Consider the following 26,051-nt stretch of genomic DNA (forward strand, 5'->3'; position numbering starts at 1 on the left):
GCGGCGATAGCCAAGAGAGGAACGCCATGAGTCGTGAAGCCCTGCAGGAATCGCTGTCCGCAGTGATGGATAACGAAGCGGACGAACTGGAATTGCGTCGGGTATTAAATGCCTTCGACGATGTTGAAACCCGTGAAACTTGGGCTCGTTATCAGATCGCTCGGGCAGTTATGCACAAGGATCTGCTGCTTCCACGTCTGGACATTGCCGCGGCAGTTTCTGCTGCTCTGGCCGACGAAGCCGTACCGGCAAAAGCCTCCCGTGGTCCATGGCGCAGCCTGGGTCGTCTGGCTGTCGCTGCTTCGGTGACCGTTGCCGTGCTGGCAGGTGTGCGTCTGTACAACCAGGACGAGATCGCTGGTGTCGAACTCGCTCAGCAATCCACTCAGCCGGGATTGGCCGTTCCTCAGGTCAAGGGTCCAGCTGTTTTGGCAGGCTATAATGAGAGTTCGGAAGCCACTGGCCCTATGGCCAACGGCGTATTGCAAGGTCAACCAGGCTGGCACGATCAGCGTCTGCCAGGCTACTTGCGCCAACATGCTCAACAGGCAGCACTGAAAGGTACTGAGAGCGCTCTGCCTTACGCTCGTGCAGCAAGCCTGGAAAACCGTTAAGGAGGATCATGCGCGCCATACCTCTACTTTCGCTTCTGCTCGGTGGCTGGTTTGTTGTTCCAGCCCACGCCGATGAAGCCCAGGACTGGTTGACCCGTCTTGGTCAGGCCGAGCAACAGCAAAGCTTTCACGGCACTTTCGTTTACGAGCGTAACGGTAGCTTTTCTACCCATAACATCTGGCACCGCGTCCAGGACGGCAAGGTCCGCGAGCGTTTACTCCAGCTCGACGGCTCAGCACAGGAAGTCGTGCGCATTGATGGGCATACTCAATGCGTCAGTGGCCTTCTGATAGCAGGGCTTGGGGACTCACCCAACTCCGCAGCTCGTGCACTCGATCCACAAAAGCTGAAAAATTGGTATGACCTTGCCGTCATTGGCAAGTCGCGTGTGGCTGGGCGTGCGGCAGTGATTGTTTCACTGAAGCCGCGTGATCAGCATCGCTACGGTTTTGAGCTTCACCTTGATAAGGAAACCGGCTTGCCGCTGAAGTCATTGTTACTCAATGACAAAGGGCAGTTACTGGAACGTTTCCAGTTCACTCAATTGGACACTGCCAGCGTGCCGTCGGAAAGCGACTTGAAGGCCGGCGACGATTGCAAGGCGGTCACCCTCGATGGTGACAAGGCTTCCGCGGTCAAGACCGCCCAGGCTTGGCATTCTGACTGGCTTCCACCCGGTTTCGAGTTGACCAGCAGCAGCGCCCGCAAGGATCCAGAGACAAAAACCCAGGTCAACAGTCTGATGTACGACGATGGTCTGGCGCGTTTCTCGGTATTCCTCGAGCCGTTGAACGGTGCGACAGTCACCGACACCCGCACCCAGTTAGGCCCAACCGTTGCTGTTTCTCGACGCTTGACCACCCCTCAAGGCGAGATGATGGTGACTGTGGTTGGCGAGATCCCGATTGGTACTGCTGAACGGATTGCGCTGTCCATGCGCACCGATGCCACTACAACCAAGTAGTGAGCTGATGCCGAAATGTTTGGTGAGCATTTCAATTTGCAAAAAAACCTGAATTTTTCTATAGGTCAGAGCCTCACGGCTCTGGCCTTGTTTTGTTGTTCCCGGAACAATAATACCGGCGTATCTTTCCCGGTGTTCCTTGCTCCATATCGCTTAACCATGCTCGTCGTAACGGGAGCCGTATGTCGATACCACGCTTGAAGTCTTATCTTTCCATTTTTGCCACCGTGCTGGTGCTCGGTCAGGCGGTCACTGCTCAAGCAGTCGAATTGCCTGACTTCACCCAACTGGTCGAGCAGGCCTCGCCCGCGGTGGTAAACATCAGTACTACGCAAAAGCTGCCGGACCGCAAAGTGTCCGGTCAGATGCCCGACCTGGAAGGCTTGCCACCCGCGCTACGCGAATTCTTCGAGCGGGGTATGCCGCAGCAGCCACGCTCGCCTCGCGGTGATCGCCAGCGTGAAGCGCAGTCCCTGGGTTCGGGTTTCATCATTTCGCCTGACGGCTACATCCTGACCAACAACCACGTGATCGCCGATGCCGACGAAATTCTCGTCCGTCTCTCCGACCGCAGTGAGTTGAAAGCCAAGCTGGTTGGCACCGATCCACGTTCCGACGTGGCGTTGCTGAAAATCGAAGGCAAGGATCTGCCAGTCCTGAAGCTGGGCAAATCTCAGGACCTGAAGGCCGGCCAATGGGTCGTGGCGATCGGCTCGCCGTTCGGTTTCGACCATACCGTGACCCAGGGCATCGTCAGCGCTGTCGGTCGAAGCCTGCCGAACGAAAATTATGTGCCGTTCATCCAGACTGACGTGCCCATCAACCCGGGTAACTCAGGCGGCCCGCTGTTCAATCTGGCCGGTGAAGTGGTCGGGATCAACTCGCAGATCTACACCCGTTCCGGTGGCTTCATGGGCGTATCGTTCGCGATCCCTATCGATGTGGCCATGGACGTTTCAAATCAGCTGAAAAGTGGCGGCAAAGTTAGCCGTGGCTGGTTGGGTGTCGTGATTCAGGAAGTGAACAAGGATCTGGCCGAGTCGTTCGGTCTTGAGAAGCCGGCCGGTGCTCTGGTGGCCCAGATCCAGGAAGATGGCCCGGCTGCCAAGGGTGATCTGCAAGTCGGCGACGTGATCCTGAGCATGAACGGTCAACCGATCGTCATGTCCGCCGATCTGCCGCACTTGGTGGGCGCACTGAAAGAAGGCGAGAAGGCCAAACTTGAAGTGATTCGTGACGGCAAGCGCAAGAATGTCGAGCTGACAGTTGGCGCGATCCCTGACGAAGGCAAAGAGCTGGACTCGAAACTCAAGTCCGGTGCTGAAACCAACAGCAATCGTCTGGGTGTTGCAGTCGCTGATCTGACCGCTGAGCAGAAGAAAACCTACGACCTCAAAGGTGGTGTGGTGATCAAGGAAGTTCAGGACGGTCCTGCATCGCTCATCGGCTTGCAGCCAAATGATGTGATCACTCACCTGAACAACCAGGCAATCAACGACAGCAAAGAGTTCGCTGAAATCGCCAAGGCACTGCCGAAGAATCGTTCGGTGTCCATGCGGGTTCTGCGTCAAGGTCGTGCCAGCTTCATCACCTTCAAACTGGCTGAATAAACCGGTTGTCGGCTGAATAAAAAACCGCCTCGAAAGAGGCGGTTTTTTTGTGCCTGAAGCTTTTGTATTACCGAAGCGGGTCAGCCCATCATGTCCTTGACCATGCGCTCCTGCTCCATCAACTCACGCTGGCGGGCGTCGATACGCGACGACAACGGGAAGTTGGTGCCGGCCTTGCGCTTGGCGAAGTCCAGTTGTTGAATAGCCTGACGATAGTCGCCCACCAGGGCGAAGTACTCCGCGCGAGCCTGATGCAGGCCGATGATGTTGCCTGACAGGCCGCGCGTCTCGGCCACCTGATACCACACGTCCGGATCGTCCGGGCGCGACTTGAGCAGCCCTTCAAGCGCCTTCTCGGCATCGGCGGCGCGGTTTTGTTTCAGAAGCAGATCGACACGCACCTGGTTCAGCGGATAGTTGCCAGGGTACTGGGTCAGCATCCGGTCAACCCGTGTTTGAGCATCGGGCAGACGATTGTTGGTGATGTCCAGGTCGACCTGCGCCAGGTTGTAGATGATCTCGTTCGGTGATTTGGCCAGCAGCAGCTTGAGATTCTCGCGAGCCTCGTTCAACTGGCCGCCCTTGATCTGGGCGATCGCCAAGCCATACCGGGCGACGTCGTTTTTCGGGTTTTCATCGAGTTGCGCGCGGAAACGCTTGGCGCCCAGGCCAGGGGTTTCTTCATAGACCAGCTGAACGCGTGCACGAATCAACTGATACCGCATGGTGTCTTCGACGCCGCCTGGTTTGGCCTGCTCGGCGCGGTTGCGGGTGTCGGCGATCCGCGATTCGGTCACCGGGTGAGTCAGGAGGAATTCCGGCGGCTTGGCGTCAAAGCGATACTGACGCATCAACCGCTCGAACATGGTCGGCATCGACCGTGGGTCGTAACCGGCCTTTTCCAGATTGAGGATGCCGATGCGGTCGGCTTCCTGTTCGTTCTGGCGCGAGAAGCGGCGCTGTTCCTGAATCGCCGCCGCCTGAGTGCCCGCAATCGCCGCGATCCCGGCGTCACCGGCACCGGCAGCCGCAATGACGATCCCGGCCAGCAGGGCAGCCATCATCGGTACTTGCATGCGCTGTTGGGCTTCAACGCCACGGGCAAAGTGGCGCTGCGACAAGTGAGCCAATTCGTGCGCCAGTACCGAAGCGTATTCGCCCTCGGTTTGCGCATTGAGGAACAGACCGCCGTTGACCCCGACAATCCCGCCCGGCGCCGCAAAGGCGTTGAGCTGCGGGCTGTTGATCAGGATGAACTCCAGGCGCCGGTCATTGACCTGGCTGGTTTCCACCAGTCGGTAAACGCTGGATTCGACGTAATCCTTGAGCTGTGGATCGTTGAGCTGCGAGACCTGGCTGCGCAACAGTGCCAGCCACGCACGACCCAATTGATATTCCTGTTGCGGCGAGACAATGGCAGAACTGGCGTCACCGAGTGACGGCAGGTCGTCGGCGAAGCCCGGTGAGGCGAGCAGGCAAGCGAGCGTCAGCAGGGTAGGGCGCAAAAAAGTCATGCACAAAGCCTTAGTCGACAAAGACCTTACTGTAGCCGGACACTTGGCTTGGGACCAGATATTCTAGGCAACTCCACCACCTGACCCGGAGCGATGTAATGACCGACGCTGTAGCCCATGACGCCGAGCTGGACGCCAGTGGCCTGAATTGCCCTTTGCCGTTGCTCAAGGCCAAGCTGGAGCTCAATCGAATGGCCAGTGGCGCGGTACTCAAGGTGATCGCCACCGATGCGGGTTCCCAGCGCGACTTTCGCACCTTTGCCCGATTGGCCGGTCATACGCTGCTTCGCGAAGAAGATGAGGCGGGTGTTTACCGCTACTGGCTGAAAAAAGCCTGAAACCTGCTGCGTTCGTTTCTAAGGATTATTGATGTTCAAGGTGTTACGCGACTGGATTCAGCGCTACTTTTCCGACGAAGAAGCCGTGGTGCTGGCGGTGCTGCTGTTTCTGGCCTTTACCGCCGTACTCACCTTGGGCGGCATGCTCGCGCCGGTGCTGGCCGGGATGGTGTTGGCGTATCTGATGCAAGGCCTGGTCGTTACCCTCGAACGCCTGCGCATGCCCGGCGGGGTAGCGGTGGGGCTGGTTTTCGCGTTGTTCATGGGCGTATTGCTGGTGTTCATTGTTGTCGTGGTGCCGTTGCTCTGGCATCAGTTGATCACGCTGTTCAATGAACTGCCCGGCATGCTTGCCAAGTGGCAATCGCTGCTGTTGCTGCTGCCCGAGCGTTATCCGCACCTGGTATCTGACGAGCAAGTGTTGCAGGCCATCGAAGTGGCGCGGGGCGAGATCGGCAAGTTCGGTCAGTGGGCGCTGACGTTCTCGCTGTCGAGCCTGCCGTTGCTGGTGAACATCATGATCTATCTGGTGCTGGTGCCGATCCTGGTGTTCTTCTTCCTCAAGGACCGCGAGATGATCGGCCAGTGGGTGCGCGGTTATCTGCCGCGTGAACGGGCGCTGATTACCCGGGTCGCCCACGAAATGAACCGGCAGATTGCCAACTACATTCGCGGCAAAGGCATCGAGATCGTCATTTGCGGTGGCGCGACCTACATCGGTTTCGTTGTTTTGGGGCTCAACTATTCGGCGCTGCTGGCGTTGCTGGTGGGCGTGTCGGTGGTGGTGCCGTATGTCGGAGCGGTGGTGGTGACCGTGCCGGTGCTGCTGATTGCGCTGTTCCAGTGGGGCTGGAGTGACCAGTTCATCTATCTGATGGCGGTCTACGGGATTATCCAGGTCCTGGACGGTAATGTGCTGGTGCCGCTGTTGTTCTCGGAAGCGGTCAATCTGCATCCGGTGGCGATTATCTGCGCGGTGTTGTTGTTTGGGGGGTTGTGGGGGTTTTGGGGTGTGTTCTTTGCGATTCCGCTGGCGACGCTGTTCAAGGCTGTGCTGGATGCGTGGCCTCGGAAGGAGCCGGTGGTGGCGCCGTTGCTTTAACTGTTCGCCTTGAGGGCCTCTTCGCGGGCAAGTCGGATCGCCGCACCGCTCGCTCCTACAAGTCGATGAACGCCGCTAACTTGTAGGAGCGAGGCTTGCCCGCGAAGGCGCCCGAACAGACGCCGAAGAAATCAGGCCTTGTTCAACGCCTGAGCCGCAGCCAACACCGCATCCACATGCCCCGGCACCTTCACGCCGCGCCATTCCTGACGCAGCACACCGTCCTTATCAATCAGGAACGTGCTGCGATCAACGCCCATGTACTCCTTGCCATACAGCTTTTTCAGCTTGATCACATCAAACAACTGGCACAGCGCTTCTTCCTTGTCGCTGATCAGCTCAAAGGTGAACGCCTGCTTGGCCTTGAAGTTTTCGTGGGATTTCAGGCTGTCGCGCGACACGCCGAACACTTCCGTATTGGCCGCTTTAAAGGCGTCCAGTTGATCGCGAAAGCCCTGACCCTGAGTGGTGCAGCCCGGCGTGCTGTCCTTCGGATAGAAGTAAATCACCACTTGCTTGCCTTTAAGGCCGGCGAGGCTGACGGTCTGTCCATTGGTGGCGGGTGCTTCGAAGTCGGCAACCGGTTGGTCGATGGCAACGGCCATGAAAGCTTCCTTACATTGGGTTTTGTGGGCGCCACGGTTCGATCAGCGCGTCCAGGTTCAGCGCGTCGGCGAAATCCAGGAACTGATCGCGCAGCCAACTGATCTGCACGCCGGCCGGCAGCGTCACGGTAAACGTAGCGTTGAGCATGGTGCCACCGGTTTGCGGCGCCTGATACGTGTCGCAAGTCAGGTTTTCCAGCTCGACGTTGTGGTCCATGAAGAACTGGCACAGCTCGTTGATGATGTCCGAGCGATAGGCCGAGCTGACATAAGCGACGTAAGGCAAGGCCTGAGGACGATTCTCCAGCGCCGCGCTACGCACCACGTTAACGGTGAATGCGTGCTTCTTGGCGAGGCCCGAAAGGCTGCCTTCCAGGCGCGCCAGGGCGTCCCAGCTGCCGGAGATCTCGAGGATCAACGCGCTGCACTCGCCATGACGGGTCAGGCGAGAGGTGACCACGGCGCAGCGGTTTTCATGGCTGGCGCGGCACAGGACGTTAGTCAGCTCCATGGGGTTGGCGCCGAGGGCACTGATGACAAGGAATTGTTCGCGAACTGTGGGGGTGGACATGCAGCATTCCTAAAGCGATGAGCGGTCGATACTTTTACGGGCTTTTACTACCGGGGGCGAGCCTGCGGATGCGAATTCAGAAAACCCGGGCCGAAGGTTGCAACGTGCTCCATCAAGGCAAGAGCGAGGGGTGGCAACGCTGGATCGGGGCTTGTGATGCCGAAAATGGAGGCTGAAACCCGGCGTACGAGCTTATCAGTACCGATCAAAGTCTGAAGGGTAGCGAAAAGCAGCGCCAAGGGGAATGGCGGCAGCGCAGTACTTTGCTTGTACAAGCATCTTGGCGCCAGTACCATTACCGCTCTCTTTTTCCGGCAGGAGCGGTTGCATGATTGCGGGCAGTATGGTGGCACTGGTCACACCCATGGATGCACAAGGTCGTCTCGACTGGGACAGCCTGAGCAAACTGGTGGACTTTCACCTGCAGAACGGCACCCACGCGATCGTGGCGGTCGGTACTACAGGCGAATCGGCCACCCTTGACGTGAACGAGCACATCGAAGTGATTCGTTACGTGGTGAAGCAAGTGGCTGGGCGCATTCCGGTGATCGCCGGTACCGGCGCCAACTCGACGCGCGAAGCCATCGAGCTGACCACCAATGCGAAGACTGCTGGCGCCGATGCTTGCCTGCTGGTCACGCCGTACTACAACAAGCCGACTCAGGAAGGCTTGTACCAGCACTTCAAGACCATCGCCGAAGCCGTCGACATCCCGCAGATTCTTTACAACGTGCCGGGCCGTACGGCCTGCGACATGCTGACCGAAACCGTGATCCGCCTGTCGACCGTGAAAAACATCATCGGCATCAAGGAAGCCACCGGCGACCTGACCCGTGCCAAAGCCATCATCGACGGCGTCAGCAAAGACTTCGTGGTGCTGTCCGGTGACGACGCCACCGCAGTCGAACTGATCCTGCTCGGCGGCAAAGGCAATATTTCAGTCACCGCCAACGTCGCCCCGCGCGACATGAGCGACCTGTGCAACGCTGCCCTGAAAGGCGACGCCGTTACGGCCCGCGCGATTCACGAAAAGCTGATGCCGCTCAATAAAACCCTGTTTATCGAATCCAACCCTATCCCCGTGAAATGGGCTCTGCATGAAATGGGCTTGATGCCGGACGGTATCCGTCTGCCGCTCACCTGGCTCAGCGCTGCCTGTCACGAACCGCTGCGGCAGGCCATGCGCCAGTCCGGCGTACTGGTTTAATTGAGGAAGCACTACGCATGAAGCGATTGGCCGGACTTTCCGCACTTGCCTTGATTATCTCCAGCACTAGTGGCTGTGGATGGGTCTGGGGCCCGGAAGGTTATTTCCGTGACCGTGGTAGCGATTACCTGGAAGCGCAACAGACTGCACCTATGCAATTGCCAACGGATGTCAGCACCGCCAAACGTCTGGATCCGCTGCTGCCGATCCCGCGCAACGTGGCCGATGACACCGCGAAGGGCGAGTACATCGTGCCGCGTCCACAGCCGTTGACGGCTGGGGCCGACGCCAGCGCCTACTCCCTGCAGAAGACCGGTGATTCGCGCTGGATCGTCGCCCAGAACCCACCTGCCGAAGTCTGGCCAGTGGCTGTGCAGTTTTTCCAGGACAACGGTTTCCGTCTGGATGAACAGAAGCCGCAAACCGGCGAATTCACCACCACCTGGCAGCATTCCGACGAACTGTCGGCAGCGATGGCCAAGCGCCTGAGCGCCGCCGGTGTCAGCACTGACAGCGAAACCCGTGTTCGGGTGCGTATCGAGCCGGGCGTGCAGCGCAACACCAGCGAAGTCTACGTGGTCAGCGCCGAACGTCCTGCCGGCAGCACAGCCGACGTGGCATTCACCAACCGTTCGGTCAACACTGGCCTGGACGCGGCACTGGTCGACGACATGCTCGCAAGCATGAGCCGCATCTCGGAGAAGGGCGGTTCGGTCTCCATGCTGGCTTCGCGTGATTTCGATACGCCAAGTCGTGTCAGCCTGAGCGAAGACGGCAGCGGCAACCCGGTTCTGAACGTCGGCAATGACCTGGATCGAGCCTGGTCGAGCGTCGGTCGTGCGCTGGAACAGGGCGAATGGCGCGTTGAAGACATCAACCGCAGCCTGGGCCTGTACTACATCAACCTTTCCGAAAAAGCCGAGAAGAAAGACGAGAAGCCTGGTTTCTTCAGCAGCCTGTTCGGCAGCGCGCCGAGCAAGGAAGAAGTTGAAGCCCGTGCCGAGCGTTATCAGGTTCGCCTGAGCAAGGTTGGCGACAACGTCCAGGTCACCGTCGAGAAAAACATCAACACCGTGGCGCCGGCAGAAGTGGCGCGCAAAGTGTTGAGCGTGATTCAGGACAACCTGGGCTGATCACATGCGTTTTGCCGTTCTCGGCAGCGGTAGCCAAGGGAACGGCACGCTGATAGCCAGCGCTGACACGTATGTACTGGTGGATTGTGGTTTCTCCCTGCGGGAAACCGAAAAACGCCTGCTGCGCCTGGGTGTGAACCCTGCGCAGCTGAGCGCGATACTCGTGACCCACGAACATGCTGACCACGTGCATGGCGTGGGTTTGCTGTCTCGGCGCTACAATCTGCCTGTCTACCTCAGTCGCGGCACCCTGCGCGGGATGCGCAAACCGCTTGAACCGGCTGGCCTTCTGGCCGGCGGCGAGCAACTGCAGATCGGCGCACTGAGCATCGGCGTCATTGCCGTGGCCCACGATGCACAGGAACCGACGCAGTACGTCTTCAGCGACGGTGAGCGGCGCTTCGGCCTGCTGACCGACCTGGGTTCGTATTGCAATAAGGTGCTGGATGGCTATCGGGACCTCGATGCGTTGATGATCGAGTCCAACCATTGCCGTGACATGCTCGCTCGCGGTCACTACCCGTACTTCTTGAAGCAGCGGGTGGGCGGTGAACTGGGACATTTGAACAACCACCAGGCGGCATTCCTGGTGTCTGAGTTGGGCTGGCAAGGCCTGCAACACCTGGTCCTCGCCCATCTGAGCAGCAAGAACAACCTGCCGCAGCTGGCCCGGCAATGTTTTGTCGACACCCTCGGGTGCGACCCGGACTGGCTGCAACTGGCCGATCAAGATTCAGGGCTCGACTGGCGACACATCGCCTAGCCCACCTACTTAGCAAGCGGAGCCCATCATGGAAAAACGTGAAGAACTCTACCGCGGCAAAGCCAAATCGGTTTTCAAGACCGACGACGCTGACCGCTTGATCCTGCTGTTTCGCAACGACACCTCGGCGTTCGACGGCAAGCGCATCGAACAGCTCGACCGCAAAGGCATGGTGAACAACAAGTTCAACGCCTTCATCATGCAGAAACTCGAAGCCGCCGGCGTGCCGACCCAATTCGACAAACTGCTGGGCGACAACGAATGCCTGGTGAAAAAACTCGACATGATCCCGGTCGAGTGCGTCGTGCGTAACTACGCCGCTGGCAGCCTGGTCAAGCGCCTGGGCGTCGAAGAAGGCATGAAGCTCAACCCTTACACCTTCGAATTGTTCCTGAAGGACGACGCCAAGGGCGACCCGTTCATCAACGAATCCCACGTCGTGGCCTTCGGTTGGGGCACCGCCGAGCAACTGGTTCGCATGAAAGAACTGTCGCTCAAGGTCAACGAAGTCCTGAGCAAACTGTTCGACGACGCCGGCCTGCTGCTGGTCGACTTCAAACTTGAATTCGGCGTCTTCTCCGACGGCTCCATCGTCCTGGGCGACGAATTCAGCCCGGACGGCTGCCGTCTGTGGGACAAGGCCACCGGCAAGAAAATGGACAAGGACCGCTTCCGTCAGGGCCTCGGTGACGTCATCGAAGCCTATGAAGAAGTTGCCAATCGTCTGGGCGTACCGCTTTAATCGACGCAAGCATCTGATAGCACGGAAAAATTTCGCTTAGGGGGTTCGCTTCCGGCGAAAGTGTTGTTATGATGCGCGCCGTTGGAGAGATGCCAGAGTGGCCGAATGGGACGGATTCGAAATCCGTTGTACCTTCACCGGTACCTAGGGTTCGAATCCCTATCTCTCCGCCATTACATAGAAAAAGCCCCGTAGCTGAATAAGCTACGGGGTTTTTTCGTTTCTGGTGTTTGAAAAATGTGACCGTGTAGGGGTGTACGGTTATTGTACGGGTGGTATTTGACATCTCTCGCTGCGTACGGCTAGCATCCGTACATTGGTTGGCGCTCATTCCATTGCCTGGGAGTGAGCTGAGACTTTGAAATCACTCATGTTTCTGAGGCGTGGAAAGCAACAAAATGACACTCAGTAAGGGAACACACTCTCCGAAAACGGGTACACCCTATGTTAGAAATTAACGAAATACTCAAAGCACCAAAAAATGCTCGGCTTGAACTCAAAACCACGGATGTCGCTAAAGAGTTCATCCGTAAGGCCGCTTCAATCTCGGGGCTTGATATGACCTCGTTCATTATTTCCTCTGCTTTCGAGAAGGCGGAGGAGGTGATGGAAAAACATCGACGTATCGAGATGTCGGAACAAGCCTATGCCCGAGCTCTGGAGATCCTTAATGAGGATACGGCTCCAACGCTTGGGCTACTGAACCTGATGAGAGGGAAGCATGGGGACAAAAGCGATTCCGGCTTATGAAATTGATAACAATTTGCAAGCTCGTATTGAGTCTTACCACTATCTGAAAGATTTCGATTGTGGGCTTGTCATGATGAATGAGTACTATAAGAGCGGTTTGAAGCGTGCCTTAAAGAGCGAGAACATCCGGGGCATTGGTGCGATCAATTCGTTGGGAGAAGTCGTCGGCTTTGGTACGCTCACGCTGGGTCACATTGACAAGGCGCTTGCGAAAGCCACTATCAAAAAGTCGAACTTGCCGTCTCAGCTGCCCGTCGTGAGGATGGTGATGTTTGGTGTGGATCGTCGATATCAGGGGCTTGGAATCGGTCAGGAAATTTTGAGGCACACATTCATCCAAGCGGTTAAGGTCCACAAAGAGGTGCCTATCAAGGGCCTGTATCTGGACGCGGCACCGAACGCCGTTTCATATTATGAATCGCTGGGATTTCAATCCCTGAGCGAACCAGATATCAGGGGTGGTACCCCCATGCTAATCAGCATCGAGCCGATCCTGCAGGCGATTGTTGATGCGGCTCCGTAGCGCTACACACGGTACTCAGCAATACATTAAAAAGCCTCGTAACTGAAAAGTGACGGGGCTCTTTCGTTTCTGTGGTTTCAGTTTTTTTAGGGGAGAGGAACTCGGCCATCGCGTCGAAGATTACAGCAATGCTGTGCGGAATCACTCTGAATCAAGCTCATTAGCTATCATGCAATAAAGAGCTGAATCACCGGATAGCGGGGAAGAGCATGAACAGATGGCGGCGGCTTTGGTTGATTATCAAGCTGATAGCAGCCCTTGCGGCCTGCGTGGCCGTCGCGGTTCAGGCTTTTCTCTACATGCTGGAAAGCGCCGACGCCGTGCAAATTCACCCACTGAGCATTCTGGTTGTCGGGTTGATTTTTGGTTTCATTATTTTTGGACTTCTTTCACTGATTGAAAGGGGTGTGATCAGACTGGTAGCCCCGATCATTTCCAGACCTCAAGCAAAACCTGAAAGCGATGCCGGGGCAACGCCGGAGCGGCCACTGACCTTTCCAACTGAAGACCCCACTCATCTAAGAAACCTGTGACCCTGACGCTGGTCAGCTTCGAATAAGAACCGCGTGGACAAATCTCACACGCAAAATTCCGGGCTGACACAAACAAGCGAATCCTCCTACTTCGTACGCGGATACGTCCGAGATTGATCGAAGGTATATTCGGTTTTCAGCGAAGGCATCAGTAATGACTTCGCGGTCGAGCAGGTGGCTGGACGTTACGCACCATCTTCTGGTTGATCGGTTAATCGATGATTTATTCCCTCAAGGAGGAGGTAGCGATGTACAGCAGCAGTGAAGATGGTTTTCAGGGTGATGATCAGACTGGGGTGTCACGAGGCAAGTCAAAGCCCAGGGATCTTCATCTGGACACCGGGCGGTTGGCCAACATTTTCAAACAGCGGATAAAGAACACCGAGTGCCCGTTCTGTGAGCATGATGAATGGGAACTGCCACTCCAGGCCGGAGCAACAGGCGTAGGGTTGCCTTGGGCGTGTGGCAACGAATATCTACGGTCCGGTACGCCGGCAGTGATGCTCAACTGCAAGTATTGCGGATTTATTCGCCTGCATTCGCTCAATGTGCTGGCGGATATCGTCGTCGAAGACGGCACCAAAGCCGTTGCGCTGGAGGTCTGCGATGAGTGAGCCTTTTGTGCTGGTAAACCTTGATGAGCATTACCCCGACCGCTTCCCAGGCAACAAAAGGAGTGGCGGAGAAGATCATGGACGAAGACCACCAGGTCCTCCAGGAGAAAACCCATTGGAACCGCGTGTATCCAAACTTGAAACGCATATCGAATACGTCCGGCGTGATCTGGGTGACCTTCGCATAGATTTTCGTGAGCAGCGGAAAGACGCTCGAACGGATTTTCGATTACTGTTTGGCGCCTTGATTACTGCCGCGCTGGGTTTGGCGGCAGTCATGGGAAAAGGGTTCGGGTGGTTGTAAACGAATGCGCAAAAAAAACCGGCCAGTCGCCTAATGCCGATCAGTTAAGCAATTTCTGAGGCAACGCAATTTTGTAGCAGCTGGCGAAGGCTTCGCCAGCTGCTACAAAGACCGCGTTACGGCTTAACTGACGGGCATTAGGCCAGGCGCTGGCTTTTGTGCAGTGGTCGTGCCACCTGAATTTATCACGCGAAGAGACAGCTGCTGAACCGTCAAAACGAAGGCGGCGTAATCACCCAGATCACCACAGCATCCACCTCCCCAGGGTTCCCATACCGATGTGGCTCCTGGCTCGAAAAGCTGAAACTATCCCCCTCGCTCAGCTGGAAATACCGCTCCCCCACCCACAACTCAAAACTTCCCGACAGCAAATACCCAGCCTCTTCCCCTTCATGGCTGTAACTCTGCTGACTGTAAGTCCCAGGCGGAAACCGTGAATGCAGCATCTCCAGCTGTCGATTCGGCTGCGGCGTCAGCAGCTGATCCACAATCCCGTCTTCATAATGCACGCTCATCCGAGTGTTCTTGCGCACTACGACACCGTTATCTTCAGGCGCCGTATTGCCCTCGCTGGCAAAGAACCACTGAATGGTCACCCCCAGACTACGAGCGATATTGAACAGCGCAGGAATGGACGGATAAGCCAGATTCCGTTCCAGCTGGCTGATGTATCCCGCCGTCAGCTCGCTCATCTGCGCCAATTCCGCCAAGGTCATGCCCCGACGTTTACGCAACCCACGAATCCGTGTGCCGAGAAACTGCGGTTCTGCCGTGGCGCTGTCCTGTGTGGGCGCGCTGCCGGCAGGCGGCATCTTGCTGCTGTTGCTCATGGCGTGCTCCAAACCGGGGTGATGTGTAAAAGCCCCGGAGTATAAAACAGCCTCAAAGCTCCCAGGCGACTTTCAAACCTTCGTAGATGGCTTCTTCGGCGGTGCGCGGGGCGAGGCAGTCGCCAATGCGACGAAACTCCACCAAGCCCTGCAATTCGGCGCCAAGGGTATCGACGGGTTGATGGCCCTGGCAGAGTACCAATGTGTCGATGTTTTCGAAGAGCATCGGTTCGCCGCTGGCGGTGTGTTGCAGGTAGACGGTGTTGTCGTCGCAGCCGTACAGGCGGGCGTAGGGGGTGATCGGGATGCCGAGTTTGTGCAGTTCGCCGGCCAGTTGATCACGTACGTACAACGGCAGGTTTTCGCCGCAGTGGGTGCCGTTGACGGCCAGTTGAACCTGGTGCCCGGCGCGTACCAGACGTTCGGCGATGCCGGGGCCGATCCAGTCGGCGCGCCAGTCGACGACCACCACGGAGCGGCCGATTTGCACCTCATCGCGCAGCACTTGCCAGGCGTCGACGACTTGCAGCTCACCGCCGCGTTCGAACGCTGGCCAATACGGTTCGGCGCCGGTGGCGACGATCACCATGTCCGGGCGTTCGCGTTCGACCAGCGCCCTGTCGACGCGTGTGTTGCGTACGACGCGCACGCCGGCCAGTTCCATTTCGCGTTGCAGGTTGGTGCTGGCGCCGCCGAATTCGGCGCGTCGCGGTAGCAATTGCGCCAGCAAGACCTGGCCACCGAGTTGCGAACTGGCTTCGTAAAGGGTCACGTCATGTCCACGCTGGGCAGCCACGGCGGCGGCTTTCATCCCGGCCGGGCCGCCGCCGGCGATCATGATGCGTTTGCGAAGGGCTGTGGGTCGCCGCTGGCCGAAGATCAGTTCGCGTCCGGTTTCCGGGTGCTGGATGCAGGAAATCGGCAGGCCTTTGTGGAAGTGGCCGATGCACGCCTGGTTACAGGCGATGCAGGCGCGCACATCCTCGACGTGGCCGCTGTCGGTTTTGTTGGGCATTTGCGGGTCGCAGATCAGCGCACGGGTCATGCCGCACACATCGGCCTGGCCACGCGCGAGGATCAGTTCGGCTTCCTGCGGTTGGTTGATACGCCCGGTGACAAACAGTGGAATCGACAGCCCGGCTTTGAACGTTCCGGCTTCCTCGGCCAGATAAGCGGCTTCGATCGCCATCGGCGGCACGATGTGCACCGCGCCGCCTAATGACGCCGAAGTGCCGGCGACGATGTGCACGTAATCCAGAAGCGGTTGCAGGGATTGCACGGCAGCCAGGGATTCATCCTCGGTCAGCCCTTCGGGATCGCGTTCATCGGCGGAAATACGCAGGCCGATGATGAAGTGTTCATCGGTGTTGGCGCGCACCGCCGCGATCACTTCGCGCAGGAAACGCAGGCGCTGTTCCAGTTCGCCGTTGTAGCCATCGGTGCGTCGGTTGACCCGCGGATTGATGAACTGCGCCGGCAGGTAACCATGGCTGGCGACCACTTCCACGCCGTCTATTCCGGCCTGATACAGGCGTCGGGCGGCGGCGCCGTAACCGGCGACAATCTCGTCGATCATCGCTTGATCCAGCGCCCGAGGCATCACCCGAAACCGCTCGTTGGGCACCGCCGAAGGGGAGTAAGCGACAGCCAGCAAGCCATCGCTGGACTCCATGATTTCCCGACCCGGATGGAAGATTTGTGACAGCACCACGGTGCCATGCGCATGACAACGCTCAGCGATCGTTCGATAACCCTCGATGCAAGCGTCGTCGGTGGCCATCAGCACGTGCGAGGTGTACCGGGCGCTGTCATGCACGCCGGCCACTTGCAACACGATCAGCCCGACACCACCTTCGGCCCGCGCGGTGTGGTAGGCGATCAGTTGCTCGTTGACCAGGTTGTCGGTGGGCATCGAGGTGTCGTGACCGCTGGACATGATGCGGTTTTTCAGGCGTTTGCCACGCAGTTGCAAGGGTTCGAACAGGTGCGCGAAGGCACGGGAAGCGGTCGACATGGTGCAGTTACTCCAGGCAGGCTGAAGCCGAAAGGCCGGTTTTTGGCGTTGTTATTTTTCTATATGAATTTACCAGCAGTAAAAAATCAACTGATTTTTTTACTGGATGTGGATTTGAGCAGGCCACGCCTGACGGGTGGGCCGAAGAGGCTGAAACGGGTTTATCGCTATTGTGTGGCGCGTCGAGCGACATGTAATTCGCCCTTTACAACCGGTTACTTGACTTACATATGCTGATCAAATCTCCACATCTTAAAACTGTTCATTACAAGATCAGTCTGCTTAACATTGTGGTTGTAGAGGCGTGACAGAAAACAATAATAATCAAAAGCCCTGAGGTCTACATGAAGCTGCATTCCCTGTTAGGTGTCGCTGTTATTTCGGTGTCCGGAAGTTATATGAAAGCCCAGGCAGAAGAGACTGCTGGCGGTTTTATTGAAGACAGTTCGGCCACTCTGCTTGCCAGAAACATGTATTTCAATCGAAACTCCCTTTCCGGCTATCCCGATGCACGAGGTTGGGGGCAGGGGTTTCTGTTGGACTACAAGTCAGGTTTTACTCAAGGCCTTATCGGCTTTGGTGTCGATGCCAGTGTCGATACTGCTTATAAACTTGACGGTGGGCGTGGGACCGTGGGGTCGGGTATGTTTCCCGCAGAGGGAGACGGTGAAAGAACAGAATCGTCGACATTGAATACTTCGGTAAAAATGAAGTGGTCGAATACGATTATCCAGTATGGCGATCTGCGGCCATATAACCCGGTACTTGCCACCCCCGACTCGCGCTTGATGCCGGTGACCACAAGAGGCATCCAGTTGCTGAGCACTGACATCGAAAAAGTCAGTTTCGATGCCGGGCACTTCTTCTCCAACAAAGGCTCTGCCAGTACGGACCATGACGGCGATTTCTATGCCGGCTACGCCGGGGTGAAAGGGGGCAATGTCGATTACGCCGGCCTGACGTACCAGCCAGTGGAAGAAGGCAGTGTCGGCTTCTACGTGTCTCGGACAGAGGACTTGTGGCACCAGTACTACATAAATGCCAACTACACCTTTGCGCTGCCCTCCGAACAAACGCTGAATGTCGACTTCAACCTGTACCGCTCGCTCGATGAAGGGCAATCCCTGGCTGGTGACATCAACGTCACCGCCTGGTCGCTGGCGACGGCCTACGCCGCGGGCCCGCATACGGTCACCCTGTCGTATCAAAAAATCCACGGCGATGAACCGTTTGATTACTTGATGGCCGCGGACGGCACTTACATGGACTCCATCTATCTGGCCAACTCGTCCCAGTACGGAGACTTCAACGGTCCGGGTGAACAGTCGGTGGGCCTGGGTTATCAATACGACTTTGGAAGTAACGGCTTTGTGCGGACTACTTTAGGTGTCCGTTATGTTTACGGTTTCGATATAGACAATAAGCAAGTTGATCCCGACGGTTTGTACACTTACTTCTCCGGTTCCGATAAGCAGATTGAACGTGATGTCGATCTCAAGACCGTCGTTGAAAGAGGACCTCTGAAGAATCTGTCGGTTCGTGTGCGTTATGCGGACTTCCAATTTACGGGTGACAGTGTCAAACAGGTGCGAATTATCACCCAGTACCCGTTCGATCTTTTTTGATGTGCACATCTGAATCCAATAAAAACAAGAGGCTTCACATGAAAAACATTCCGATCACATGTATTGCGTTAGCGGTAACACTTTCCTCATTGGCGCTGTCCGCTCATGCAGAGACCGTGTACGTCCATGCCGGCCGTTTAGTGGACGTCGAGAAAGGCAAAGTACTGACCGACCAGCGCATCAAGATTGACGGTGAGCGCATCGTTGCCGTGGAACCGTGGAGTGCTCCGCCAGCCGATAGCAAAGTGATCGATTGGTCCGCCAAGACGGTTCTGCCGGGTCTGATTGATATGCACACGCATATCTCCGATTGGGACATGACCAACAACGTGGCTGAGCCGCTCCTGCATTCCCCTCAGGATGTCGCGCTCATGGGCGCGAAACACGCTTATCAAACGCTGCGTGCGGGTTTTACAACCGTGCATGACCTGGGCACTTATCGAGCCTTCACCGACGTCGCACTGCGTGATGCAATCAACGCGAATCGGGTGCTGGGGCCACGGATGAACGTCGTCGGGGCTTACATCACCGTAGCGGGCGGTGGTGGCGAAGTGACCGGGTTCGCCCCGGGCGTGGAGATTCCGGCGGATATGCGCGTCGGCGTTTACCGTGATGCCAATGACGCCAAGTTGAAGACCCGTTATCTGTTCCAGCATGGCGTAGACACCATCAAGATGATGGGCACGGGCTCCGTACTGGCCGAAGGTACTGAACCGGGTCAAATGGAAATGACTGAAGAAGAAATGCGCGCCGTGGTACAGGAAGCCAAGGTTCATAAAAGCTATGCCACCGTCCATGCCCATGGTGCGGAAGGTATCAAGGCCGCTATTCGCGCAGGTGTCAGATCCGTTGAACATGCTTCGCTACTGGATGATGAAGGCATCAAGTTGGCGAAAGACAACGGCACTTATCTGGTCATGGATATTTACAACGGTGACTACATCGATGAAGTAGGTCGCAAGGAAAACTGGCCTGAGAGTTACTTGCGCAAGAACACTGAAACAACCGACGTACAGCGCCAGGCATTCCGTAAAGCGGTCAAGGCCGGGGTGAAAATCGCCTACGGCACCGATGCCGGCGTTTATCCGATTGGCACCAACGCAAAACAGTTTGCCTACATGGTGAAGTACGGCATGACGCCGATGCAGGCGATCCAGTCCGCCACCGTCGTCGCCGCTGATCTGCTCAATTGGCAGGCGGACGTTGGCGCCGTCAGTTCGGGTCGATTCGCCGACATGATCGCGGTCGACGGTGATCCGATCGCTGATATTTCGATACTGGAGAAAACACCGGTCGTGATGAAGGGCGGTGCGATTGTTCCTTCTGATGTGCTGCCCGGTCTGTAAAAAGCTTCAACATCTGGAGTAGGCGAGGGTTGTTGCTGTACAGTCGTTCAGCTCGCGAACGGCTCATTCAGGGCTCAACCCTCGCCTCCAGGAACGTCGCCCCATGACTCAGGAAGTCCGATTCTCCAGAATGGCGCCAGAGCTGCGCAAAACCAATCTTATCGAGGCCACGCTCGTGTGCCTCAAGCGCCACGGCTTTCAGGGCGCCTCCATTCGCAAAATCTCTGCCGAGGCCGGTGTCTCGGTCGGGCTGATCAGCCATCACTATTCCGGCAAGGACGAACTGGTCGCCGAGGCTTACCTGGCAGTGACCGGGCGGGTCATGGGGTTGCTGCGCGCTGCCATGGAACAGGCGGCGCCCAATGCCCGCGAGCGTCTGTCAGCGTTCTTCCGCGGTTCGTTTTCCGCTGAATTGCTCGACCCGCAACTGCTCGACGCCTGGCTGGCCTTCTGGGGCGCGGTCAAGACTGCAGAGGCGATCAACCTTGCGCACGAACATTCCTATGGCGAGTATCGCGGCATTTTGCGCAAGGCGTTGACCGAGCTGGCGCAGGAGGAGGGCTGGGAAAACTTCGACGCCGATCTGGCGGCTATCGGCCTCAGCGCCTTGCTCGACGGCTTGTGGCTGGAGTCAGGACTCAACCCTGGAACCTTTACGCCTGAACAGGGCATGCAGATTTGCGAAGCGTGGGTCGATGGTTTGCAGGCGGGTGGACGTCAGCGTTTTTGTTTGCAGACGACGGGCTGTTGATCGATCGTTCAGCAATGGGTACTCTCAGGCGTCGGTGCAGGAAAAAACTCTAATAAGAAACACGCCTTCGGGCGCACGCAGGACACCATGCGATGACTCCTCGGGTATTGATCGTCGATGACGATCCGTTGATTCGCGAACTGCTGCAGGCTTACTTGAGCCAGGAAGGTTACGAGGTGCATTGCGCCGCTACCGCGGAGCTGGCCGAAACCTTTCTGGCAACCCAGACGGTCGATCTGGTGATGCTCGATATCCGCTTGCCCGGCAAGGACGGCCTGACCCTGACCCGGGAGCTGCGGGTCCGTTCGGAAGTCGGGATCATTCTGATCACCGGGCGCAACGATGAAATCGACCGCATCGTCGGCCTTGAGTGCGGCGCCGATGATTATGTGATCAAACCCCTCAACCCACGCGAACTGGTGTCCCGGGCGAAGAACCTGATACGCCGGGTGCGTCATGCCCATACGCCTAAACCGGTTGCACCCCTTTCGCGACCGGTCAAACAGTTCGCCGCCTGGGCACTGGATACAGATCGCCGCCGGTTGATCGACGACACCGGCAGCGAAACCTTGCTGACTCACGGCGAGTATCAATTGCTCAGCGTATTCCTGCGCAACAGCGGCCACACCCTGAGCCGCGATCAGCTGATGGATCAGATTCGCAACCGCGAATGGGTGCCCAACGATCGCTCCATCGACGTGCTCGTCGGACGCCTGCGACGCAAGTTGCACGATGACCCGTCCGAGCCGCAATTGATCATCACCATCCACGGCGCCGGTTATCTGTTCACCGCCAGCGTGGCAGCCTGAACACGATGCCGCGCCTGTTCTGCTTGCTGTTGGCGTTGCTCGCCGGCAGCGCGATGGCGGCGGAAAAAATCCGCTATTGCGACTACCCGGTCTACCCCCCGATTTCCTGGAGCGACGGCAAACAGGTGCGCGGCGTTGCTCCCGGCGTGGTGAAAGAACTCTTTGGAGAGCTGGGCTACGAAGTCGAAATCGTCGAGCTGGACAACTGGAATCGCTGCGTGCGGGACGCCGCCGAAGGCCGGGTCGATGTGGTGCTGATGTATAGCACCGCGGAGCGTGAGCAGAGCATGGTCTTTTCGACGGTGCCGGTGTTGCGCGAAGAAGTCGCCGTGTTCATCAATCGTCAGCACCCGGTGAACATCGAGCGCCTGGAGGACTTGGCCAATTACCGCGGCGGCTTGTTGTTCGGTGAAAGTTACGGCGTGGTGTTCGACCGCTTCGTCGCCGAGCACCAGAACATCGAAATGGTCTCTGACAGCAGTCAAAACTTCGGAAAACTGATTCGCGGTCGCATCGACTTCATCGTCTCGGAGCGGCGCACCGGGCAGATGCGTGTCGAGACCCTGCCAGGGGCACAAGACATCGTTGCGTTGCCCAATTCCTTTGGCGTGGATTATCTGCGGGTGGCCGTGTCGCGCCATTCAGCGCTGGCCGGCCGCATGCCTGAAATCGATGCGCAGTTGAAGCGCCTGGTCGACTCGGGGGAGGTCGATCGTTTACTCCACGAAAGCCAGGTCACCTACCGCGACATGATCAAACTGCCGGTCGATACGAAATGATCCGGGCCCGCCCCGGTGGGCTGCTGCGGCGTCTGCTGCTGTTCATTCTGTTGTTCAGCCTGTGCTTCACCGTGTTGGCCAGTTCCGTGCAGTTGTACTTCGAATACCGTCGCGAGATGCGCGAGATCGATTCGCGCATGGAGCTGATTCGCGCCGGGTATCTGGCCAGCCTGGAGCGCAGTCTCTGGGACTTGAACGAGGGCCAATTGAATGTGCAGCTACGCGGACTGGTGGATTTTTCCGACGTGGCGCGGGTTCGTCTGACCAGCGCGGATTTCGATTTGCTGCAAGGCAATCCGAACCCGACAGGGCCGCTGCGCATCGAGCGTTTTCAACTGGACTATCAACCGCCGTCCGGGCCTGTCCGGCATCTCGGGCAGCTGGAAGTCAGCACCGATCTGGGCGCTGTGTATCAGCGTCTGTATGCCACCGGTTTGACCAGTTTGCTGTGGATGAGCGTGTTTCTGTGCGGGCTGGCGGTGGCGCTGTCGTGGTTGTTCTACCGCCTGGTGACCCGACACCTGAAAGTCATGGCCGAGTTTGCACGGCGCATCGCCGCCGGTGACTGGTACGAGCCGATGCACCTGGACAAGCGCCGCAGCGCCCATCGGGATGAGATCGACACCGTCGCCTATGCGCTGGACGACATGCGCCGGGCCATTGTCAGTGACATCGACCGCCGGGAAAGCGATCGGCTGGCCCTGCAAGACAACCGCGATGAACTGTTCCGGATGGTCGAGCGCCGCACCGCCAGCCTGATGCGTGCCAAGGACGAAGCCGAGGCGGCCAACCTCGCGAAATCGCGATTCCTGGCGACCATGAGCCACGAGTTGCGCACCCCGCTCAACGGCATCCTCGGCATGGCCGAATTGCTGCGCGGCGCGAGTCTGGATGAGCGAGACAGTAAGCGTCTGGATGCGTTGTACAAGGCGGGCGAAGGGTTGCTGTCGATTCTCAATGAAGTGCTGTATTTCGCTCGGCTGGAAGAAGGTGTCAGCCACCCGGAGCCGGTGGATTTTTCGCTCCGGCAGTTGTTGGATGAGGTGCTGACGCTGCTGGAGCCGCGCGCGCTGAGCAACGACACGATACTGCACTGCCGGATGGATCCGCAGGTCGCTGACCGGCATCACGGCGCCGAACAATTCTTGCGTCAGGTATTGAGCAACTTGCTGGCCAACGCGATCAAGTTCACCGAGGGCGGAGAGGTTAAAGTCGAGGTCGTGCTGCTGGATCCGATCCCGGAACAGGCCGGGCAACGGCTGCGCGTGAGTGTGACGGACAACGGCATCGGCATTGCTCCGGCGGTGCAGGAGAAGATATTCGAGCGCTTCACCCAGGCCAGCGAGGAAGTGGCACAACGCTTCGGTGGCACCGGGCTAGGGTTGGCCATTTGCAAACATCTGGTGGAGCAGTTGGGCGGACGGATTGGCGTTGAAAGTGAAGTCGGGCGGGGCAGTTGTTTCTGGTTCGAGATGACGTTGCAACCGGCGTCTACCGGGTTTGCCGAACTGACAATGCATCACGAGCCCGGCCATGCGCTGAAGATTCTGGTGGTCGAGGACGTGGCGCTGAACCGGGATGTCGTCAGCGGCTTGCTGCAACGGGACGGGCATCAAGTCTGGCTCGCCGAAGACGGCGAACAAGCGCTGACGCAATGCGCCGGGCAGGTGTTCGATTTGATCCTGCTCGATGTGCACCTACCGGGCATCAGTGGCGTCGAGACATGCACACTGATCCGCCGCACCGAAGGCCCGAACCGCCACTGCCGAATCTTCGCCCTGACCGCCAGCGTGCAACCGGCGCTGGTGCGCGGTTATCTGGATGCCGGGATGGACGGCATTCTCGCCAAACCGCTGAAGCTCGACAATCTGCGTCAGGCGCTGGCCGGGCACTCACCCGCACCCGCGCCGCAGCCTGATGACGAAGCGATGGATTGGCCGCTGCTGGACACTCACCGCACTTTGCTCGGTGAACAGAAACTTCTGGGCCTACTGGCGGTGTTGCGCGATTCGGTCAATCAGCATCGCGAGGCACTCACGGAAGCGATCGAGGCCGACGATTGCACCGAAGTCGCTCATCTGGCGCACCGCCTGGCCGGCAGCAGCGATTCATTGGGCTTTCGTGCATTGGCCAACGTGCTGCGCGCGCTGGAAGAGGCCGCGCTGGTCAACGACGAATCACGGTTGCGGACACTGGCGCCGCAGGTTCATGCGCAATTGCGGCATTCGCAACAGACGTTGACCGACCTGCTGCACACCTGACGTACAAGTTTGTTACGTCTTTTTACAACTTCGATCCTTACGGTCAACGTGAGCTTACATGGTCTTCCAATAATCGAGACAACCGCCACAGCGCGGTCTTCGAAGCTTATTGGAGATAATAATAATGAACCGCCGTAAAGCTCATCCTTCCTTGCGCCGTGGCGCGCACCTCATCCAGTACTGAGGCGCAGACCATGAATGAAACTACCGAACGCAACGGCATCCATCTGACCCGCGCCCTGAAGAGCCGGCACATTTTCATGTTGTCGCTGGGCGGCGTGATTGGCACCGGACTATTTATGGGCTCTGGCTTGACGATCAATCAGGGCGGGCCGGTGGGGGCGATCCTGGCCTACCTGGTCGCCGGTTTCCTGATGTACCTGGTGATGGTTTGCCTGGGCGAACTGTCCGTACAAATGCCAGTCTCCGGCTCTTTTCAAACCCATGCGACCAAATTCATCGGGCCGGCCACCGGGTTCATGATCGGCTGGGTGTACTGGATGAGTTGGGCGACGACCGTGGGCCTGGAATTCACGGCGGCAGGCATGCTGATGGAGCGCTGGTTCCCGACCATTCCGATCTGGTATTGGTCGGCGCTGTTCGTGGTGGTGCTGTTCGGCCTGAATGCGTTGGCGACGCGTGCTTTTGGTGAAGCGGAATACTGGTTCTCCGGGATCAAGGTCGCGGCGATTCTCGGCTTTATCGTGGTCGGCGTGCTGGTGATCTTCGGTGCGATCCCGCTCAGCAGCGGCGCACCGGCACCGATGATGAGCAACCTGATTGGCGACTCGCTGTTCCCCAACGGCTTGTCCGCTGTGTTCGCAGTGATGATGACCGTGGTCTACGCCTTCCAGGGCTGCGAGATCATGGGCGTGGCCGCCGGCGAAACCGATCAGCCGGAAAAAAGCATCCCGCGCGCCGTTCGCAACGTGGTGTTTCGCGTGTTGATTTTCTATGTGCTGGCGATCGTAGTGCTGTCGGCGATCGTGCCGTGGCAGCAGGCCGGGTTGATGGAAAGTCCGTTCGTGCAGGTGTTCGACATGGTCGGCATTCCTTACGCTGCGGACCTGATGAACTTCGTGATCCTCACGGCGATTCTGTCGGTGGGTAACTCCGGACTGTATGCCTCGACACGGATTCTGTGGGCGATGTCGAAAACCGGCATGGCGCCGAAAAGCCTGTCGCCGTTGAGCAAACGCGGCGTGCCGTTGCGGGCGCTGAGCATCACCCTGTGCTTCGCGCTGGTGTCGTTGATGACCAGTTTCGTCGCGGCGGACACGCTGTTCATGGTGCTGATGGCGGTGAGTGGTATGTCGGGCACGGTGACTTGGATCGTTATCGCATTGGCGCAGTACAAATTCCGCAAGGCTTACCTGCGTGATGGCGACAAGCTCAGCGATTTGAAATACCGCGCGCCGTGGTTCCCGCTGCTGCCGCTGACGTGCATTGCGTTGTGCTGCTCGCTGTTCGTGTTCCTGGCACTGGATGAGACGCAACGTCCTTCGTTGTATTGGGGCTTCGGGTTCATCGCGGTGTGTTACGCCGCGTATTTCCTGACTCAACGCAAGCGCCAGGCGGTGCTGGCGCCGAGCTTGCCAACCGTATAAATCTTTGATTCAAGGCGTATTCCCTGTGGGAGCGAGCCTGCTCGCGATAGCGGTCGATCAGTCAGCAGAGATGTTGAATGTGAAGCCGCTATCGCGAGCAGGCTCGCTCCCACAGTTGTTTGCGGTGGGCTGTAAATCGGC

Annotated in this window: 26 protein-coding genes and 1 tRNA gene; 22 read left to right on the top strand and 5 right to left on the bottom strand. The window is 57.9% G+C overall.

What is annotated here, in order from left to right:
• The first annotated feature begins 26 nt into the window (after positions 1 to 26).
• From ACYZT6_RS05155 to ACYZT6_RS05165, 3 genes are all read left to right on the top strand, one after another.
• Positions 27 to 614, top strand: coding sequence for a sigma-E factor negative regulatory protein (locus ACYZT6_RS05155; RefSeq protein WP_403098970.1), 588 nt, complete (start codon positions 27 to 29; stop codon positions 612 to 614).
• Positions 615 to 622: 8 nt separating this feature from the next.
• A complete protein-coding gene (locus ACYZT6_RS05160) occupies positions 623 to 1,579 on the top strand; it encodes a MucB/RseB C-terminal domain-containing protein (RefSeq protein WP_462026001.1) in 957 nt (318 codons plus the stop codon).
• 182 nt (positions 1,580 to 1,761) lie between these two features.
• Positions 1,762 to 3,189, top strand: coding sequence for a DegQ family serine endoprotease (locus ACYZT6_RS05165; protein ID WP_462026002.1), 1,428 nt, complete (start codon positions 1,762 to 1,764; stop codon positions 3,187 to 3,189).
• 80 nt (positions 3,190 to 3,269) lie between these two features.
• Here ACYZT6_RS05165 and ACYZT6_RS05170 read toward each other — a convergent pair whose 3' ends face one another.
• Positions 3,270 to 4,703: a M48 family metalloprotease gene (locus ACYZT6_RS05170; protein ID WP_403098978.1), complete on the bottom strand. Its 1,434-nt coding sequence runs from the start codon at positions 4,701 to 4,703 to the stop codon at positions 3,270 to 3,272.
• A gap of 98 nt (positions 4,704 to 4,801) precedes the next feature.
• Between ACYZT6_RS05170 and ACYZT6_RS05175 the strand changes: the two genes are divergently transcribed.
• Together ACYZT6_RS05175 and ACYZT6_RS05180 are read left to right on the top strand one after the other, a co-directional pair.
• Positions 4,802 to 5,041, top strand: coding sequence for a sulfurtransferase TusA family protein (locus ACYZT6_RS05175; RefSeq protein ID WP_028621876.1), 240 nt, complete (start codon positions 4,802 to 4,804; stop codon positions 5,039 to 5,041).
• A 31-nt stretch (positions 5,042 to 5,072) separates the two neighbouring features.
• Positions 5,073 to 6,143 carry an AI-2E family transporter gene (locus tag ACYZT6_RS05180; protein WP_462026003.1) on the top strand — a complete coding sequence of 357 codons (1,071 nt, stop codon included), beginning with the start codon at positions 5,073 to 5,075 and terminating at the stop codon, positions 6,141 to 6,143.
• Between the two features lie 131 nt (positions 6,144 to 6,274).
• Here the strand turns inward: ACYZT6_RS05180 and ACYZT6_RS05185 are convergent, their stop codons facing one another.
• Together ACYZT6_RS05185 and ACYZT6_RS05190 are read right to left on the bottom strand one after the other, a co-directional pair.
• Complete coding sequence (locus tag ACYZT6_RS05185) at positions 6,275 to 6,748, bottom strand: peroxiredoxin (protein WP_010462257.1); 474 nt, start codon at positions 6,746 to 6,748, stop codon at positions 6,275 to 6,277.
• A gap of 10 nt (positions 6,749 to 6,758) precedes the next feature.
• The gene (locus ACYZT6_RS05190; RefSeq protein ID WP_109628402.1) at positions 6,759 to 7,319 is read right to left on the bottom strand and encodes a glycine cleavage system transcriptional repressor; all 561 of its coding nucleotides are present in this window, start codon (positions 7,317 to 7,319) and stop codon (positions 6,759 to 6,761) included.
• Positions 7,320 to 7,647: 328 nt separating this feature from the next.
• Between ACYZT6_RS05190 and dapA the strand changes: the two genes are divergently transcribed.
• From dapA to ACYZT6_RS05240, 10 genes are all read left to right on the top strand, one after another.
• Entirely contained in the window at positions 7,648 to 8,526 is an 879-nt protein-coding gene (dapA, locus tag ACYZT6_RS05195; RefSeq protein WP_462026004.1) for a 4-hydroxy-tetrahydrodipicolinate synthase, read from the top strand.
• Positions 8,527 to 8,543: 17 nt separating this feature from the next.
• Positions 8,544 to 9,659, top strand: a complete 1,116-nt coding sequence (bamC, locus tag ACYZT6_RS05200; protein ID WP_462026005.1) for an outer membrane protein assembly factor BamC — start codon at positions 8,544 to 8,546, stop codon at positions 9,657 to 9,659.
• A 4-nt stretch (positions 9,660 to 9,663) separates the two neighbouring features.
• Positions 9,664 to 10,422 carry an MBL fold metallo-hydrolase gene (locus tag ACYZT6_RS05205; RefSeq protein WP_462026006.1) on the top strand — a complete coding sequence of 253 codons (759 nt, stop codon included), beginning with the start codon at positions 9,664 to 9,666 and terminating at the stop codon, positions 10,420 to 10,422.
• Between the two features lie 28 nt (positions 10,423 to 10,450).
• Positions 10,451 to 11,164: a phosphoribosylaminoimidazolesuccinocarboxamide synthase gene (purC, locus tag ACYZT6_RS05210; RefSeq protein ID WP_008034929.1), complete on the top strand. Its 714-nt coding sequence runs from the start codon at positions 10,451 to 10,453 to the stop codon at positions 11,162 to 11,164.
• Between the two features lie 83 nt (positions 11,165 to 11,247).
• Positions 11,248 to 11,337: transfer RNA gene (locus ACYZT6_RS05215), tRNA-Ser, on the top strand.
• A 271-nt stretch (positions 11,338 to 11,608) separates the two neighbouring features.
• Positions 11,609 to 11,914: a type II toxin-antitoxin system TacA family antitoxin gene (locus ACYZT6_RS05220; protein WP_461957644.1), complete on the top strand. Its 306-nt coding sequence runs from the start codon at positions 11,609 to 11,611 to the stop codon at positions 11,912 to 11,914.
• Positions 11,886 to 12,437: a GNAT family N-acetyltransferase gene (locus ACYZT6_RS05225; protein ID WP_462026007.1), complete on the top strand. Its 552-nt coding sequence runs from the start codon at positions 11,886 to 11,888 to the stop codon at positions 12,435 to 12,437. The genes ACYZT6_RS05220 and ACYZT6_RS05225 overlap by 29 nt, the downstream gene beginning before the upstream one ends.
• Before the next feature lie 209 nt (positions 12,438 to 12,646).
• Positions 12,647 to 12,970 (top strand): hypothetical protein, encoded by a 324-nt coding sequence (locus tag ACYZT6_RS05230; RefSeq protein ID WP_462026008.1) that lies wholly within the window; start codon positions 12,647 to 12,649, stop codon positions 12,968 to 12,970.
• 218 nt (positions 12,971 to 13,188) lie between these two features.
• Entirely contained in the window at positions 13,189 to 13,584 is a 396-nt protein-coding gene (locus ACYZT6_RS05235; protein WP_462026009.1) for a hypothetical protein, read from the top strand.
• Positions 13,577 to 13,888, top strand: a complete 312-nt coding sequence (locus ACYZT6_RS05240; protein ID WP_462026010.1) for a hypothetical protein — start codon at positions 13,577 to 13,579, stop codon at positions 13,886 to 13,888. Before ACYZT6_RS05235 ends, ACYZT6_RS05240 begins: the two co-directional genes overlap by 8 nt.
• 212 nt (positions 13,889 to 14,100) lie before the next feature.
• Here the strand turns inward: ACYZT6_RS05240 and ACYZT6_RS05245 are convergent, their stop codons facing one another.
• Positions 14,101 to 14,700, bottom strand: coding sequence for a cupin domain-containing protein (locus ACYZT6_RS05245; protein ID WP_462029909.1), 600 nt, complete (start codon positions 14,698 to 14,700; stop codon positions 14,101 to 14,103).
• A gap of 70 nt (positions 14,701 to 14,770) precedes the next feature.
• Positions 14,771 to 16,732: an oxidoreductase gene (locus ACYZT6_RS05250; protein ID WP_462026011.1), complete on the bottom strand. Its 1,962-nt coding sequence runs from the start codon at positions 16,730 to 16,732 to the stop codon at positions 14,771 to 14,773.
• Between the two features lie 344 nt (positions 16,733 to 17,076).
• Here ACYZT6_RS05250 and ACYZT6_RS05255 point away from each other — a divergent pair, with 344 nt between their 5' ends.
• From ACYZT6_RS05255 to ACYZT6_RS05285, 7 genes are all read left to right on the top strand, one after another.
• Positions 17,077 to 18,357 (top strand): OprD family outer membrane porin, encoded by a 1,281-nt coding sequence (locus ACYZT6_RS05255; protein ID WP_462026012.1) that lies wholly within the window; start codon positions 17,077 to 17,079, stop codon positions 18,355 to 18,357.
• Between the two features lie 38 nt (positions 18,358 to 18,395).
• On the top strand, positions 18,396 to 19,703 hold the full coding sequence (locus tag ACYZT6_RS05260; protein ID WP_462026013.1) for a Xaa-Pro dipeptidase: 1,308 nt from the start codon (positions 18,396 to 18,398) through the stop codon (positions 19,701 to 19,703).
• 103 nt (positions 19,704 to 19,806) lie between these two features.
• Positions 19,807 to 20,454 carry a TetR family transcriptional regulator C-terminal domain-containing protein gene (locus ACYZT6_RS05265; RefSeq protein WP_462026014.1) on the top strand — a complete coding sequence of 216 codons (648 nt, stop codon included), beginning with the start codon at positions 19,807 to 19,809 and terminating at the stop codon, positions 20,452 to 20,454.
• A 92-nt stretch (positions 20,455 to 20,546) separates the two neighbouring features.
• The gene (locus ACYZT6_RS05270; protein WP_462026015.1) at positions 20,547 to 21,263 is read left to right on the top strand and encodes a response regulator; all 717 of its coding nucleotides are present in this window, start codon (positions 20,547 to 20,549) and stop codon (positions 21,261 to 21,263) included.
• A gap of 5 nt (positions 21,264 to 21,268) precedes the next feature.
• A complete protein-coding gene (locus tag ACYZT6_RS05275; RefSeq protein WP_462026016.1) occupies positions 21,269 to 22,042 on the top strand; it encodes a substrate-binding periplasmic protein in 774 nt (257 codons plus the stop codon).
• Entirely contained in the window at positions 22,039 to 24,303 is a 2,265-nt protein-coding gene (locus ACYZT6_RS05280) for an ATP-binding protein (protein WP_462026017.1), read from the top strand. The genes ACYZT6_RS05275 and ACYZT6_RS05280 overlap by 4 nt, the downstream gene beginning before the upstream one ends.
• 194 nt (positions 24,304 to 24,497) lie before the next feature.
• Positions 24,498 to 25,910 carry an amino acid permease gene (locus ACYZT6_RS05285; protein ID WP_462026018.1) on the top strand — a complete coding sequence of 471 codons (1,413 nt, stop codon included), beginning with the start codon at positions 24,498 to 24,500 and terminating at the stop codon, positions 25,908 to 25,910.
• Positions 25,911 to 26,051: the final 141 nt, after the last annotated feature.

Source organism: Pseudomonas sp. RT6P73 (assembly GCF_054897715.1).

What these genes read in the sequence shown, in the direction of transcription:
- ACYZT6_RS05155 (WP_403098970.1), top strand. Translation starts at nt 27, where the DNA reads ATGAGTCGTGAAGCCCTGCAGGAATCGCTGTCCGCAGTGATGGATAAC.
- ACYZT6_RS05160 (WP_462026001.1), top strand. Translation starts at nt 623, where the DNA reads ATGCGCGCCATACCTCTACTTTCGCTTCTGCTCGGTGGCTGGTTTGTT.
- ACYZT6_RS05165 (WP_462026002.1), top strand. Translation starts at nt 1,762, where the DNA reads ATGTCGATACCACGCTTGAAGTCTTATCTTTCCATTTTTGCCACCGTG.
- ACYZT6_RS05170 (WP_403098978.1), bottom strand. Translation starts at nt 4,703, where the DNA reads ATGACTTTTTTGCGCCCTACCCTGCTGACGCTCGCTTGCCTGCTCGCC.
- ACYZT6_RS05175 (WP_028621876.1), top strand. Translation starts at nt 4,802, where the DNA reads ATGACCGACGCTGTAGCCCATGACGCCGAGCTGGACGCCAGTGGCCTG.
- ACYZT6_RS05180 (WP_462026003.1), top strand. Translation starts at nt 5,073, where the DNA reads ATGTTCAAGGTGTTACGCGACTGGATTCAGCGCTACTTTTCCGACGAA.
- ACYZT6_RS05185 (WP_010462257.1), bottom strand. Translation starts at nt 6,748, where the DNA reads ATGGCCGTTGCCATCGACCAACCGGTTGCCGACTTCGAAGCACCCGCC.
- ACYZT6_RS05190 (WP_109628402.1), bottom strand. Translation starts at nt 7,319, where the DNA reads ATGTCCACCCCCACAGTTCGCGAACAATTCCTTGTCATCAGTGCCCTC.
- dapA (WP_462026004.1), top strand. Translation starts at nt 7,648, where the DNA reads ATGATTGCGGGCAGTATGGTGGCACTGGTCACACCCATGGATGCACAA.
- bamC (WP_462026005.1), top strand. Translation starts at nt 8,544, where the DNA reads ATGAAGCGATTGGCCGGACTTTCCGCACTTGCCTTGATTATCTCCAGC.
- ACYZT6_RS05205 (WP_462026006.1), top strand. Translation starts at nt 9,664, where the DNA reads ATGCGTTTTGCCGTTCTCGGCAGCGGTAGCCAAGGGAACGGCACGCTG.
- purC (WP_008034929.1), top strand. Translation starts at nt 10,451, where the DNA reads ATGGAAAAACGTGAAGAACTCTACCGCGGCAAAGCCAAATCGGTTTTC.
- ACYZT6_RS05220 (WP_461957644.1), top strand. Translation starts at nt 11,609, where the DNA reads ATGTTAGAAATTAACGAAATACTCAAAGCACCAAAAAATGCTCGGCTT.
- ACYZT6_RS05225 (WP_462026007.1), top strand. Translation starts at nt 11,886, where the DNA reads ATGGGGACAAAAGCGATTCCGGCTTATGAAATTGATAACAATTTGCAA.
- ACYZT6_RS05230 (WP_462026008.1), top strand. Translation starts at nt 12,647, where the DNA reads ATGAACAGATGGCGGCGGCTTTGGTTGATTATCAAGCTGATAGCAGCC.
- ACYZT6_RS05235 (WP_462026009.1), top strand. Translation starts at nt 13,189, where the DNA reads ATGATTTATTCCCTCAAGGAGGAGGTAGCGATGTACAGCAGCAGTGAA.
- ACYZT6_RS05240 (WP_462026010.1), top strand. Translation starts at nt 13,577, where the DNA reads ATGAGTGAGCCTTTTGTGCTGGTAAACCTTGATGAGCATTACCCCGAC.
- ACYZT6_RS05245 (WP_462029909.1), bottom strand. Translation starts at nt 14,700, where the DNA reads ATGCCGCCTGCCGGCAGCGCGCCCACACAGGACAGCGCCACGGCAGAA.
- ACYZT6_RS05250 (WP_462026011.1), bottom strand. Translation starts at nt 16,732, where the DNA reads ATGTCGACCGCTTCCCGTGCCTTCGCGCACCTGTTCGAACCCTTGCAA.
- ACYZT6_RS05255 (WP_462026012.1), top strand. Translation starts at nt 17,077, where the DNA reads ATGAAGCTGCATTCCCTGTTAGGTGTCGCTGTTATTTCGGTGTCCGGA.
- ACYZT6_RS05260 (WP_462026013.1), top strand. Translation starts at nt 18,396, where the DNA reads ATGAAAAACATTCCGATCACATGTATTGCGTTAGCGGTAACACTTTCC.
- ACYZT6_RS05265 (WP_462026014.1), top strand. Translation starts at nt 19,807, where the DNA reads ATGACTCAGGAAGTCCGATTCTCCAGAATGGCGCCAGAGCTGCGCAAA.
- ACYZT6_RS05270 (WP_462026015.1), top strand. Translation starts at nt 20,547, where the DNA reads ATGACTCCTCGGGTATTGATCGTCGATGACGATCCGTTGATTCGCGAA.
- ACYZT6_RS05275 (WP_462026016.1), top strand. Translation starts at nt 21,269, where the DNA reads ATGCCGCGCCTGTTCTGCTTGCTGTTGGCGTTGCTCGCCGGCAGCGCG.
- ACYZT6_RS05280 (WP_462026017.1), top strand. Translation starts at nt 22,039, where the DNA reads ATGATCCGGGCCCGCCCCGGTGGGCTGCTGCGGCGTCTGCTGCTGTTC.
- ACYZT6_RS05285 (WP_462026018.1), top strand. Translation starts at nt 24,498, where the DNA reads ATGAATGAAACTACCGAACGCAACGGCATCCATCTGACCCGCGCCCTG.